Source organism: Hydrotalea lipotrueae (assembly GCF_019249625.1).
Lineage (GTDB): Bacteria > Bacteroidota > Bacteroidia > Chitinophagales > Chitinophagaceae > Hydrotalea > Hydrotalea flava.
Genome location: NZ_JAESDL010000015.1, coordinates 1 through 13217, shown reverse-complemented (window position 1 = coordinate 13217; position 13217 = coordinate 1). Strand labels below are relative to the sequence as shown.

The window sequence follows — 13217 nt, the reverse complement described above, 5'->3', positions numbered from 1 at the left end:
TGCAAAATGCATTTATTCAAATAACAGTATTTGTTGGTATTTGTTGATGTATAGAAGCGAAGAATACCATTTTTACTGCATTTTAATGATGTAAACACAACCTTTGTTTAACAATTTGAAATTTTATTTGCTTTGAAAAAAATATGCCCGGCTTTATTGTAGTAATTTAAATTCAGTTCATTGTTGAATTATTGCGCTCATCCTTATTAATATACGCTGAACCAATAATTTGAAAAAATGTGAAATAACACATTACATTTGGTTTATGATAAAATTGCTCACCATTATCTGGAACAGTTTTAAAATGGCTCTTCAGGAATTAAGGGTAAATAAGTTGCGTACTTTTTTGTCGTTATTCGGTATCACCATCGGTATTTTTTGCATTATTGGCGTATTGGCTACGGTAGATAGTTTAAAACGAAAGGTAAAAGGGGAGGTGCAAACCTTGGGTAATAATACTATTTATATTGATAAATGGGAATATGGCGGGGGCGGAGAGTACCCCTGGTGGAAGTTCGTAAAACGGCCAACTCCAACTTATGATGAAATGAAGTTTATTCAGGCTAAAAGCGAGTTGGCTGATGCAATGGCATTTTTTGCCTCGCAAAATGCAACTTTATCGTATGGTGACAATAGTTTAACCAATACAAACATTTACAGTGTTACAGAAGATTTTAATAAAATACAATCTATTAACGTTGCGGTTGGACGTTACATTAGCGATTACGATTTTACCTATGGCACCAATGCCACAGTAATTGGCAATAAAGTAGCTGAAGAATTGTTTGGCAATGCTGAAAAAGCAATTGGTAAAGAAATAGATTTTAACCACCACAAAGCCATCATTGTAGGTGTGCTGGAAAAGCAGGGCAATAGTTTATTGGGCGGATTTAATTATGATGATTGTATTTTATTACCTTATCGATATTTTGCTTCTATTTACAATATTAAACAAAGCAGCCCTTTTATTATGGTGCAGGCAAAAAACAATATTGCTACAGCCAGTTTATCTGATGAGTTGAAGGGCATTATGCGGCAACAACGGAAGTTAAGTCCGCAGCAGGAAGATAATTTTGCTTTGAATGATGTGAATTTGTTGGGTAATTCTTTAAACGGATTGTTTGGTTCGTTGAATTTGGGCGGATGGGCTATAGCCGGTTTAAGTTTATTGGTGGGCGCTTTTGGTGTAGCCAATATTATGTTTGTAACCGTTCGGGAACGTACCAGCCAAATTGGATTAAAAAAAGCCATTGGTGCCAAAAAACGCACTATTTTAACCGAATTTTTGTTAGAAAGTGCATTTTTATGTGTGATTGGCGGATTACTCGGTTTGTTTTTGGTTTGGATACTTACCATGGCACTGAGTAAGGTGTTACCTTTTCCTATTTTTATAGCACCCAACATCATTGTATTGGCATTGAGTATTTGTATTGTATTGGGAATTTTATCGGGTATTATTCCGGCCTCTATTGCCGCAAAAATGGATCCTGTTGTGGCCATACGAAGCAAATAGCCTGTACTTTTGCCAAAATTTTTATCTGTGTCTGTTTCTATTTTAGCTATTGAATCTTCCTGCGATGAAACCTCAGCCGCAGTTTGTACTGATGGAATTATTCTGTCTAATTTTATTGCCAATCAATCCATACATGCACAATATGGTGGCGTGGTTCCTGAATTGGCCAGCCGTGCACACATGCAAAATATTGTACCTGTTGTAGAAGCTTCATTGAAAAAAGCGCAAATACAGTTAGCTGACATCGATGCCATTGCATTTACACAGGCGCCGGGTTTATTGGGTAGTTTGCTGGTAGGTGCCCAATTTGCCAAATCGCTGGCATTGGGTTTAAATAAACCGTTAATTGCAGTACACCATATGCAGGCGCATGTTCTGGCCAATTTAATTGGTGAAAGAAAACCGGGTTTTCCATTTTTATGTTTAACGGTAAGTGGGGGACATACACAAATTGTGTTGGCGCATAGCCCTTTGCATTTAGAAGTGTTAGGTGAAACCATTGATGATGCAGCGGGCGAAGCCTTTGATAAAACCGCCAAATTATTAGGCCTGCCCTATCCCGGCGGTCCTTTGGTAGATAAACATGCGCAAACCGGTAATGCAACCGCTTTTAAGTTTGCCGAACCACAGGTGCCCGGCCTCAATTTTTCTTTTAGCGGGTTAAAAACATCCGTTCTTTATTTTCTGCAGAAGCAGTCACCTGAATTTGTTGCCAATCATTTGAACGATTTATGTGCTTCTATTCAGGCTACTATTATTAAAATATTATTACAAAAATTGAAATTAGCAGCTCACCAAACCGGCATCAGGCAATTATGCATAGCTGGCGGTGTTAGTGCCAATAAAGGCCTGCGTACTGCATTTGAAATGATGGGAAAACAAAACGGGTGGGATACTTTTATACCGGCATTTGAATATTGTACCGATAATGCAGGCATGATTGCTATAACTGCCTATTACAAATTTCTGGCAGAACAGTTTTCCGATTTAAGTGTTTCTCCATCGGCCCGGGCAAACTGGTAAATGAAAATATTTTTAAAGAAAATAAAAAAATATTTTTTGTTAACTAAAAAAATTAGTATTTTGCGGCTAAAATCATTAGTTTATGAGTTTTGCCGGAAAAAATTTAAGATACCTCCGCAAATTAAGAGGCTATACTCAGGAAGAATTTGCACAGAAATTAGGTGTAAAACGTTCCTTAATTGGTGCATATGAAGAAGAAAGAGCCGAACCAAAATTAGAAGTGCTGGAAGATGTAGCACAATTGTTTAAACTAAGTTTGGATGAATTACTCTTAAAAGAATTATCCGCTGCAAAAGGAAGCAGTTATCTGGAGCAAAGAAGAAAATTAAAAATGGCATCCTCGGGTTCTGCTATCATCTCTTTTGTTCCGGTAAAAGCTGCAGCCGGTTATTTAGCCGGTTATGCAGATACCGATTTTTTAGACGAACTCAACACGTTTACCCTACCCATGCTGGCGCCCGGCCAATATCGTGCATTTGAAATAATTGGTGATAGTATGTTGCCTACACCCAGCGGCAGTGTAATTGTTGGGGAAAAAGTAGAGGATATTGAAGAAGTAAAATCCAGCAATACTTATGTGGTACTGTCTAAACAAGATGGTATTGTTTACAAAAGAATTTTAAAAAATAACCGTGCCAAAAATAAATTAACGCTGGTGAGCGATAATCCAATATATGAACCCTATGCAGTAGCTACGGATGATATTCTGGAAGTATGGAAAGCATTGTTTATTTTACAAAAAGCCAATACAGTGCAGCGCTGGGATGTAAATCAGTTGGCAGGTATGGTGAATAATTTACAGGCACAGGTTTCTACTTTAAAAAAGAAACTGAATTAGGCTTGGATATTGGATAATGATGGATGATTTTTATGAATGAAAGAAGCTGTTCTTTTTAGAACGGCTTTTTTATTTGTATTTGTTACATCACTCATTATTTGCCATTCATCCTAAAATTGTACTCTGCGCTTTTCATTTCTATTTAGTTTTGGAGTGAAGGAGTATGAACCCATGCAAGGAAAAATTACATTATTCTTATTTTTATTGTTCATCAATTTTACCATTCAGGCACAGGTAAAACAGGTAAAGGCATTTAGAACGCAACATTCCATAAAAATTGACGGTATTTTAAATGAACCGGAATGGACTGCAGCAGAGGCAGCCACCAATTTTATTATTACACAACCAGAATTTGGGTTGCCTGCATCTAAAAATACAGTTGTAAAAATTATATACGATAATTCGGCTATTTATATTGCTGCATATTTGTATGATGATCCAAAACTGATAAGAAGACAATTCACCTTACGGGATGGAGAACAAAGGCAGGATGTGGATGTATTTGCAGTTTCTTTTGATACCTATCATGATGGCCAAAATGCATTCATGTTTAGTGTAACGGCTGCTAATGTGCAAAGTGACGCGAAGCTTTCAGGAAACAATACTTTCAATAATGGGGTGGATTACAATTGGGATGCTGTTTGGGATAGCCATGTAAGTATTGTTGCTGATGGCTGGATTGTAGAAATGAAAATTCCATACATGAGTCTTCGTTTTGCAAAGAAAGAGGTACAGGAATGGGGTATTAATTTTTACCGGTCTATTCGCCGGCTGAATGAATCCAGTTATTGGAATAAAGTAAGTCCAACCGTTTCCGGATTAGTGAATCAATTTGGATTATTAACCGGATTAGAAAGTTTAGAACCCCCGTTGCGGTTGTCGTTTCTGCCTTACATTTCTGCAGGTTACAGCACTGTGCCCACTGCTACCGGTACTATTCAAAATGCCATTCATAATGGCGGAATGGATGTAAAATATGGTGTGAATGAAAGCTTTACTTTAGATATGACTTTGGTACCCGATTTTGGACAAACATTGAGTGATAATGTGATATTGAATCTCTCTCCTTATGAAGTTCAGTTTGCAGAAAACCGCCCCTTTTTTACTGAAGGAACCGAATTGTTTAATAAAGCAGGGATTTTTTATTCCCGCAGGGTTGGGAAAACGCCCAGATTGTATGATAGTATTAATCAGTTGGCAACAGATAGCGGATATACCATTCTTCAAAATCCATCTTTAACACAATTATACAATGCTACAAAATTCTCCGGCAGAACCAGGCATAATTTAGGCATTGGAATTTTCAATGGCATAACAGCACCCATGTATGCCGGCTTGAAAGATAAGAGTGGGCAGTTACACCGTATTGAAACGGAACCATTATCAAATTATAATATTATTGTTTTAGATCAGGCTTTGGCCAATAGAAGCAGTATTACTTTTACCAATGCCAATGTATTGAGGCGTGGCGGCGATAAAATGGCCAATGTAAGCGTGGTAGATTTTAGTTTATTTGATAAAGAGAACAAATATAATCTGCAGTCGAAGGCTGCTTTTAGCACGGTGGGCGGCCTCTTTGCGCACAATGGGTTTAAATTAAAAAATAGTTTTGGTAAAGTAAGTGGTTTGTGGCAATGGAATATTATGAATAATATTGAAAGCGATCAATACGATCCAAACGATTTAGGATTTTTGAAAGCACCCAACGAAGTAAGTTATTTTGGCTCTGTTTCCTATAATCAATACAAACCCGGTAAGCGTTACAACTTTAAAGTTTATCGGTTTAGCATTAATTATCAAAACCTCTATAAACCCTATGCCTTCAGCAGTTTGAATTACAATGCCAGTTTCTTAAAAGTATTTAAGAATTTTTATGATATTTCATTAGAAGTGTCGGGTAGCCCAATTTGGAGTAACGACTATTTTGAACTGAGAATGCCGGGTACCAAACTCAAAAGAGTACCTTATGCTTTTGCAGGCATTTTCGGTAGTTCAGATAGTAGAAGAAAATTCTTTTTTAACTATGGAGTTGGTTATGCCTCTGCATACGATTATAAAGATGCCATTCCTTACTCAGTAGTAAGCGGTGGAATTAGATACCGTTTCAACAATCAGTTTACGCTTAGTTTAAACAGTAAAAAAGAATTTGATGCAGGTGAATTTGGCTGGTCGCATTTTGATGTCGTTACCAATGCACCTGTAATTGGGCAACGCAGGGTAGAGCGTATGGATAATGTATTGAATGTAATTTATAATTTTCAGGCAAGAATGAATTTGATTGTTAGGGTTAGGCATTATTGGAGTAAAGTGCATTATGTAAAAATGTTTAATGTAAATAATGAAGGATATTTTCAGGATTTAGAACGGCCACTTGAACCCGGCTACGATGATAATTTTAATGCATTGAATGTAGATGCTTTTTATACCTGGGATTTTCGGTTAGGAAGTCGTTTAATTGTTGCCTGGAAAAATGCAATTGGACCTGATGTAACCATTGATGGAACACAATACAATAAATACATTAATAATTTAGTACAATCATTTTCATCGCCACTCAGTAACCAAATTTCCGCAAAGTTTATTTATTTTATTGATTACAACCAGTTGAAAAAAAACAGATTAATACAAATGTAAGGCAGTTCTAAATGTATTGCAGTGCGCCTCAATAATGGTGCGAATGTGGGGTGAATATCCGCCACCCATTGCTACAACAACGGGAATGCCTTGTTGTTTCAGTGTGTAAAATACCATTTCATCTCTTTTTTTGCAACCTGGTATGCTGATGTTCAATTTTCCAAATTTATCAGTAGCCAGTACATCAACGCCTGAAAGATAAAATGCAAAATCGGGTTTTACTGTTGGCAACAAAAACTCCAATGCTTCATACAATTGTTTCAAATAAATTGTATCATCCACTCCATCTGCCAAAGGCAAATCAATATCTGAAATTTCTTTGTTGAATGGATAATTGTGCGCTCCATGCATGCTAAATGTAAATACTTCGGGATGGTTATTAAAAATTGATGCCGTTCCATTCCCCTGATGCACGTCCACGTCTATTATTAAAATTTGGTTGGCTAATTTTTGTTGTAATAAATAATGGGCAGCAACGGCAAAATCGTTCAACAAACAAAAGCCTTCTCCATGATCTTTAAAAGCATGATGCGTACCGCCGGCCACATTGAGTGAAACCCCATTTTTTAGTGCAGCATGGCAACAGGAAACGGTGCCTTGTGTTATTATCCATTCTCTTTTAGTTAAAGCAGGCGATTGCGGAAACCCTATTTTTCTTTGCTCTGCAGCAGTTAGTGTTTGCGTTTTCAATTTTTGAAGATAGGCCGCATCATGGGTTAATAAAACAATTTCATCATCTATCTCATCCGGATAAAATAAATTTTCTTTGCTAATAGTACCTTCATGCATTAACTGTGCCGGTATTAATTCATATTTTTCCATTGGGAAGCGATGACCCACAGGTAATGCATGTGCATATAATGGATGAAAAGCAATTTGTATCATGCTATAGGAATAATTTGTTGATTGGCGATGGCAAATACCTTTTCTTTTTTGCCGGGCTTAACAACAGCAACACCAGTAAAATTACTGAATGCAGGAAGGATGGCATGTTGTTTACCAAAATAAAAACAGGGTAATTTAATATGTTGCTTTCCAGTAATTTTTACACGTACACCCGGATGAATATGTCCTGAAATGATATAAGCATTTTTGTATTTTTCCGGAATTATATCTGCCATATCATGCATTAATAAAAATGGTGCTTTGTATAACCATTCGTTATGTAATATAATACCTGCATCGGCATACCATTGTTCCGGCAGCACATCATGATTACTTTTAATTAAATGAAATGGAATGTTTCCAAAATCAGATTTCCACTTAAAAAAATGCGCCGCATCTTCATTATTTTTTTTGTGCAATAAATCGCCAACTACCATAATTGCTTTGGGTTGAAAAACAGCGATAGCATGAAACAGCCGATACATATCTTCTTTAAACAAAGCTTCCGGAACCGGAATGCCATTTTCTTTAAAATGCCCGGTTTTGCCAATGTGTACATCAGAAAGAATGAGAGTTGCTTCTTCCTTCCAAAACATACATTTTTCTGATGATAACCATAGGTGCTGATCAAGTAATTGAAATAAATATGGCGCCTGCATAGGAACAAATGTATCAACAAATGCCATAATTTTATGTAACTAAATTTTGCTGTATAAAAGGGGTGTATTATATTTATTGCAACAAAAAAAATAATATGATGACCGACACTCAACTGCAACCAGACATGCCAATGGCGCCTAAATATGGCAGCTTGAAGGTATTAACTATTTTAACTTTTATTGGGAGTGGTATTGCTATTTTATCCGGCATATACCAATACATCAACGCCGAAAAAAGTTTAGCGGCGATGGAGAAATTAATGAATAGCCCCGATTTTGCCAAACTACCCGATTTTGCCAAAAGTTTTTACTCTCCTGAAGCAATGGAGTTAATGCGAAAAGCAGCTACCAACAAGTTGCCCATTTTGGTAGTTACCCTAATTGGTGCTATATTATGTATTTTAGGTGCAATAGATATGCGTAAGCTGAAAATGCAGGGCTACTATATGTGGCTAATTGGTGAACTTTTCCCGGTAATTGCTACCGTTATTTTATTAGGAATGGCTTCTATTAGCGGTTGGACTGCTTATTTTGGATATGCTTTTTTATTGTTATTCATTATTTTATACACTACCCAACGCAAATACCTGATTTATTAATAGTTGATTGGATGCAGCAACAGTTGTTATTGTAAAAGCTGTTGCTGTATTTTTTTTATTCGGTATTCTAATTTTTCTGAGGATAAATGGTTGAGGCTTAACCCATCGGCAATAATAGGAATACTAAAGGGTGTATATTGTTTGGGTTGTGTTATAATAATATTGGATTGTTGAATTCTTTGCAATGCCGTTCTTAACCTTACTTCTTCCATTTGCTTTTCAAAAACCTCTTTGTAAGCTTGTTGTAATAATACATTTTGAGGATCATCTTCATTCAATACTTTAAATAACAGTGAAGCAGAAGCCTGCAAATACTTGGTTTTTTTATTTTGTCCCGGATATCCCTGAAAAATCAATCCGCCTATTACAGCAATATCTCTAAATGCTCTTGCTGCCATTTCACTGGCATTCACACTTTTTTGCAAGTCGTTTAAGAGTTCATCGGTAGTAAATAAAGCTTGAATAGTTTGAGCATTCAGCTCAATTGGTTCATCGCACATTAATTCAAATCCATAGTCATTCATGGCGATAGAAAATGAAATGGGTGTTTTTTGTGAAAGTCGGTATGCCATTATTGCGCTCATGGCTTCATGAGCCAACCTTCCTTCGAAAGGATATACCAAAATATGGAAACTTTTTTTCTCCTGAATTAATTCAACCAATATTTCCTGTATTTGTGGAATAACGGATAGCTGTTGCTGTAGTTGAAATAATGGTTGCAAAGCTTTCATTTCCTCCCTATTGCTAAGGCATCTGCGCATGTTTGTCGCAGTTGTTCCCCTAAATTGGCAGAGAGCGACATTCAGCCACCCATCCAACTGGGTATAATGGTGTTGGTAGCATTTAATTTTTTAACCCATACCGCCATATCTTTTATCATTACGAGTATTACATTTTTCCCGGCCAATACAAAACTATCGCCCACCTTTAGGCGATTGATGAACCATTCTTCAATTACACCTAAATAGCCTCCATGCATCTATTTTACTTTTAGCATGGCATCACTCACAATGGTGCCAATATGCATTCTGTGCTGCAGGGCTGTTTTTTTGTGTTTAATGACATATTTTCCTTCTTCATCCTGTTCTAATTTTTTAAAAGCGTCGTATTCATGAAATGCATTACCGCCATTGGTTAAATATAGTGGTATATTGTTCCATTCGTCAATGGATAACTGTTGGTAACAATACGTTTGTTTTATTTCATTCAATAATTCATCTGCATAAAAACCTGCTCCAATAGCCGGGGTGCATAGGTCTTGTACCAAAACATCATAACACAATAGCAATGGATGTTAGGTTTTCCAAAATATTTTTTTGTATGCATTGTCTTAATGCTGCTAATTCAGCTAACTCTAACGAATGGGTAGGTAAAAAATAAATTTTTGCAGCTGCACCAGGTTGGTGCCCGCTTCTTTCTGCACATTGCATAAAACGGGCAATTCCTTTTGGTGAGCCAATTTGAATAACAGTATCTACCGGTTTAAAATCAACTCTCAAATCTAAACTTGCCGTGCATACAACAGCTTTTAATTTTTGTTGGTGTAAAGCTTCTTCAACCCAAACCCTTAATTCTTTTTCAATACTGCCATGATGTATGGCGATAGCTCCTGACAGATGTGGGGCAGTTTCTAAAATGGTTTGATACCATATTTCCATCATCCCTCTTTGTATTAATAAAAATAAGCGTAGAATTACTTTGCTCAATAATGGGAATAATTATGTGTACTAATTTCAATCCCAGATGACCCGCCCAGGGATAGCGTTCTACTTCATCTGGAATAATTGCATGAATATGAATTTTTTTGCTTTGTTGCGCTTGTATAATGCTGCCCGTTTTTTTGAGTGGTAGTAGTAAAACATTTTTGGCTTCTTCCAAATTACCAATAGTGGCACTGATCCCCCAAATACAAATATTTTTGTTTATTTTAATTTTTGATTGTGCCTTGTGTAAGGCAACTAACCTTGATAGGGCCAATTCAACCTGAACCCCTCTTTTATTGCTCAACAATTCATGCCATTCATCTACAGAAATAATTTGTAATGTTTTAAAATATTGTGTGTGTTGTGTATGCGAAAGTAATAAGTGCAGACTTTTGGGTGTTATCAATAAAATTTCCGGTAATTGTTTTTTTGTTGTAATCGTTCTTGTGTGGTGGTATCTCCGGTTCTAATACCAACTTGCCAAGGTATTTGTAAAGAATCTAATGTATTCTCCATGGCACGGGCTAAATCTTTTACCAATGCTTTTAAAGGGGTTATCCAAAGTAATTGCTGTCCGTTGTTGCGTTTTGTATGAAATTCATTCGGATGCTGATCAATGAATTGAATCAATGCTCCTAAAAAAATTGCAAATGTTTTACCCATTCCTGTCGGTGCATTTACTAAACCGCTTTCACCATTATTAATGGCATCCCATGTCATTTCCTGAAATGGGAAAGGCTTTTGATGATTGCTTTTAAAATATTCAGCAATTAGTGTATAACCTATTGATTTTTTCCTGTTCATTATTCTATTGAAAAGATAGGGTGTTTTTTATACAATAATATTAAGGTAATTGTGTAAAAAGTCATTATTTCTTTTTCATTACTAATTTACTTTCGCTGATAAAATGATTTATAAATAAAATGTATGTAAAAATAAATTGTTTATATTTAATTTTTTTAATGTCATGGTTAGACTTTTTTTGGCTTACAAAGTTTTTAAATATTCAATAATAGCTTTTCTGTCTGCATCAGATAAATCATCGCCGAAATTATGACCATAATTACCATAACCCGGCTGAGTAGTGTTGTACACTTTTCTGCCACCGGCGTTTTTATGTGCTGTATAATTCCATCCAACCGTGGAATAATTGTAAGAGGGTTTTCTAAAATCTCTGCTCCAGTATGTAGGCCGCTTCTTACTATTGAGTACACCTTCTAATGTAGGCACAGAACCATTATGGAAATAGGGGGCCGTTATCCATATCCCATCTAATGGCGGTGCAATGTATCCATTGTAAGGAACCAGCTTTGCAGGATGATTACTAGTTGCAAACCAACTTTCATTAAACCACTGAATAAACTGTGGATTTTGTTGATTTGTTTTAAAAAGCAGTGAATCTGTTCCAATTATTTTTTCAGGAATAAGCAAGTTAGGGTAGTAGCCATTGGGCCCATAAGTACCATGACATTTGCTGCATTTGGTAGTAAATAAAAGTTCGCCCTCCATGGCCAATTCCCGATTAATGGGTTTTGTATATTTAGGTGGTTCAATAGATTGTATATATGCCAACACATCTGCAAAATGTTTGTACACTTCAGCAGTTTCAGTAGTATCTTTTACGGTTAAAATATTACTCAGCATTAAAAATTTACCAAAATCGCCACGGCCAAAACCTGTATAAAACATGGCATTTTTCTTTTTCAATAACCACCAGGCTGGTGCATCGGTGGGTACCACTTCATCGGGAACAGTTAATAAATTACTATCGCTCCATTGTAGGGTAACCGGATTGCGATGTGCTACTAACAACATCGCTAATCTATCGGCTGCATTTACACCTCTTACTTCCGTTTGTAAGTTGGGATAAATAGCTTTAAAAGATTGTACAATGGCTTTACTTCCTTCAAATTGTTTAGGTGCAATTGCTTTTAAAAATTTGAATGTAGTATTGGTTAGAATGGTATTTTGTTTTTTAGTATTGCTAAAATCAATAAAACTATTTCCTAAACCCACGTACAGGTGTTTGTCGAAAACCTGAGCATGGCATTGCAGGCAGTTAGGCACAACAATATCAATTCCCTGTTCATTTTTAATAACATTAAAGCTAAAGGGAACATTTGCATTTTTCCCGGTACGTTTCAGGTAATTATCCTTGTCTTTTCCGGCAATAATTCTGTAAAATTTATACGGAAACCCGCTGCTAACATAATTGCCTGTAATTAGATATTCGTAACCTTCTTGTGCATTGCCCAGCTGCTGTTGCTGGGGTGGTATAGGCTCGGGCTGTGGGGTTGTATCATCATCACGTTTCGTTATTGTGGCAGATAAGGTAATAAACGCCAGAATACACAAAATTCCTATGGTTTGTTTCCGATACATGCCGAATAGATTTGCTGAACTAAATTAAGTAACAAGTCTATTAGCATTTTGTTAAGTCCGTTATACGGAAGTATTGCTTTCTTTTTTGTTCAACAAATAATCAATCCATTTGTCAACCAGGTTTTCAGCTTTTGTTCCGGCTTTAAGTAACCACTTTTCAACATTTTGTTGAATGGCCGGAATGCCCAGTAAAGTAATTAAGATATTTCCTTTTTTGAGTATGGGATATTTTTTGAAAATTGTGTTTTTAATCAATACCGGATATTGTTCCTGCAGTATTTCCCATTTAAATGCAATGGTTGATTCCATTTCTTTTTTTTGTTGCTTTAATTGATGAATGGCTTCATTTAATTCAGATAAATTGCGGATGCTTGTTGGCTGTGGCATAATTTTTTTTTGAATGAATCAATAGAAATAACTGTATTGGGCTACATTATTTAATCGTCTAAATCGATGGTTTGTTGTTGTATAATAATTTTAATAAAAGGATTGATGCACAACTGTTTCCTGAAAAGCGTAATCAGTACAATTAAAATTGAAAAAATAATGGTGGTAATGGCAAAGCCCGCCGGAATATTTTGTAACAAGGCACCCATCCAAAAGCTAAATGCAAATCCAGCAAACAACAACAAACCAAAAAATAAAAATACAAAAATCAGCATCCAAAGCAAAAGGCCACCAATGGTTGCATTTTTTTTTATTAATTCTAATTTAAAGATTTTTATTTGTATGTTCACATAATCCTGCAACACTTTTTTGGCATCTTCAAAAAATTCGAATAAAGTAGTTGTATTGGTATCCATCATTTTTTTGTTTAAAGTTAACTCATTTTAGCTTAAAAGCTTATTAATATAACTGCTTTCTATATACTGCAAATAGCAGATTGCAGGTATTTGTATTAGCGTAATTAGTCAACCCTCAAAAAGTAATTTTCAATGTTCGATTAAAAATATTGTTGCAATAAAAATTTAAAAGTTGCAA

14 protein-coding genes and 1 pseudogene are annotated in these 13217 nt (G+C 35.8%); 5 read left to right on the top strand and 10 right to left on the bottom strand.

The window, feature by feature from the left end:
• The first annotated feature begins 265 nt into the window (after positions 1-265).
• The 4 genes from JK139_RS09845 (at position 266) to JK139_RS09830 (ending at position 6008) form a co-directional block, all read left to right on the top strand.
• Entirely contained in the window at positions 266-1513 is a 1248-nt protein-coding gene (locus JK139_RS09845) for an ABC transporter permease (protein WP_218331198.1), read from the top strand.
• Between the two features lie 27 nt (positions 1514-1540).
• Complete coding sequence (tsaD, locus tag JK139_RS09840) at positions 1541-2536, top strand: tRNA (adenosine(37)-N6)-threonylcarbamoyltransferase complex transferase subunit TsaD (RefSeq protein WP_218331197.1); 996 nt, start codon at positions 1541-1543, stop codon at positions 2534-2536.
• Positions 2537-2618: 82 nt separating this feature from the next.
• Positions 2619-3374 (top strand): XRE family transcriptional regulator, encoded by a 756-nt coding sequence (locus JK139_RS09835; protein ID WP_074419914.1) that lies wholly within the window; start codon positions 2619-2621, stop codon positions 3372-3374.
• Between the two features lie 171 nt (positions 3375-3545).
• A complete protein-coding gene (locus tag JK139_RS09830; protein ID WP_218331196.1) occupies positions 3546-6008 on the top strand; it encodes a DUF5916 domain-containing protein in 2463 nt (820 codons plus the stop codon).
• Here the strand turns inward: JK139_RS09830 and JK139_RS09825 are convergent.
• Positions 5994-6893 carry a histone deacetylase family protein gene (locus JK139_RS09825; protein WP_228733194.1) on the bottom strand — a complete coding sequence of 300 codons (900 nt, stop codon included), beginning with the start codon at positions 6891-6893 and terminating at the stop codon, positions 5994-5996. The genes JK139_RS09830 and JK139_RS09825 overlap by 15 nt on opposite strands.
• Complete coding sequence (gene pdeM / locus JK139_RS09820; protein ID WP_218331195.1) at positions 6890-7579, bottom strand: ligase-associated DNA damage response endonuclease PdeM; 690 nt, start codon at positions 7577-7579, stop codon at positions 6890-6892. The genes JK139_RS09825 and pdeM overlap by 4 nt, the downstream gene beginning before the upstream one ends.
• Before the next feature lie 68 nt (positions 7580-7647).
• On the opposite strand from pdeM, the gene JK139_RS09815 reads away from it, so the two are divergent.
• Positions 7648-8151, top strand: coding sequence for a hypothetical protein (locus JK139_RS09815; RefSeq protein WP_143439383.1), 504 nt, complete (start codon positions 7648-7650; stop codon positions 8149-8151).
• A gap of 26 nt (positions 8152-8177) precedes the next feature.
• Here the strand turns inward: JK139_RS09815 and JK139_RS15535 are convergent, their stop codons facing one another.
• The 8 genes and pseudogenes from JK139_RS15535 to JK139_RS09795 all read right to left on the bottom strand — a co-directional run bounded on the left by JK139_RS15535 (position 8178) and on the right by JK139_RS09795 (position 13039).
• Positions 8178-8882: a DEAD/DEAH box helicase family protein gene (locus JK139_RS15535; RefSeq protein WP_228733193.1), complete on the bottom strand. Its 705-nt coding sequence runs from the start codon at positions 8880-8882 to the stop codon at positions 8178-8180.
• A 71-nt stretch (positions 8883-8953) separates the two neighbouring features.
• Positions 8954-9418: pseudogene (locus JK139_RS15530) on the bottom strand (hypothetical protein).
• A gap of 4 nt (positions 9419-9422) precedes the next feature.
• On the bottom strand, positions 9423-9812 hold the full coding sequence (locus JK139_RS15525; RefSeq protein WP_228733192.1) for a helicase-related protein: 390 nt from the start codon (positions 9810-9812) through the stop codon (positions 9423-9425).
• The gene (locus JK139_RS15520; protein WP_228733191.1) at positions 9730-10260 is read right to left on the bottom strand and encodes a DEAD/DEAH box helicase; all 531 of its coding nucleotides are present in this window, start codon (positions 10258-10260) and stop codon (positions 9730-9732) included. Before JK139_RS15520 ends, JK139_RS15525 begins: the two co-directional genes overlap by 83 nt.
• Positions 10257-10658, bottom strand: a complete 402-nt coding sequence (locus JK139_RS15515; RefSeq protein ID WP_228733190.1) for a DEAD/DEAH box helicase — start codon at positions 10656-10658, stop codon at positions 10257-10259. Before JK139_RS15515 ends, JK139_RS15520 begins: the two co-directional genes overlap by 4 nt.
• A 183-nt stretch (positions 10659-10841) precedes the next feature.
• Positions 10842-12236: a c-type cytochrome gene (locus tag JK139_RS09805; protein WP_218331194.1), complete on the bottom strand. Its 1395-nt coding sequence runs from the start codon at positions 12234-12236 to the stop codon at positions 10842-10844.
• 60 nt (positions 12237-12296) lie between these two features.
• Positions 12297-12623 carry a hypothetical protein gene (locus tag JK139_RS09800; protein ID WP_074419910.1) on the bottom strand — a complete coding sequence of 109 codons (327 nt, stop codon included), beginning with the start codon at positions 12621-12623 and terminating at the stop codon, positions 12297-12299.
• A 50-nt stretch (positions 12624-12673) separates the two neighbouring features.
• Positions 12674-13039 carry a hypothetical protein gene (locus JK139_RS09795; protein ID WP_218331193.1) on the bottom strand — a complete coding sequence of 122 codons (366 nt, stop codon included), beginning with the start codon at positions 13037-13039 and terminating at the stop codon, positions 12674-12676.
• Positions 13040-13217: the final 178 nt, after the last annotated feature.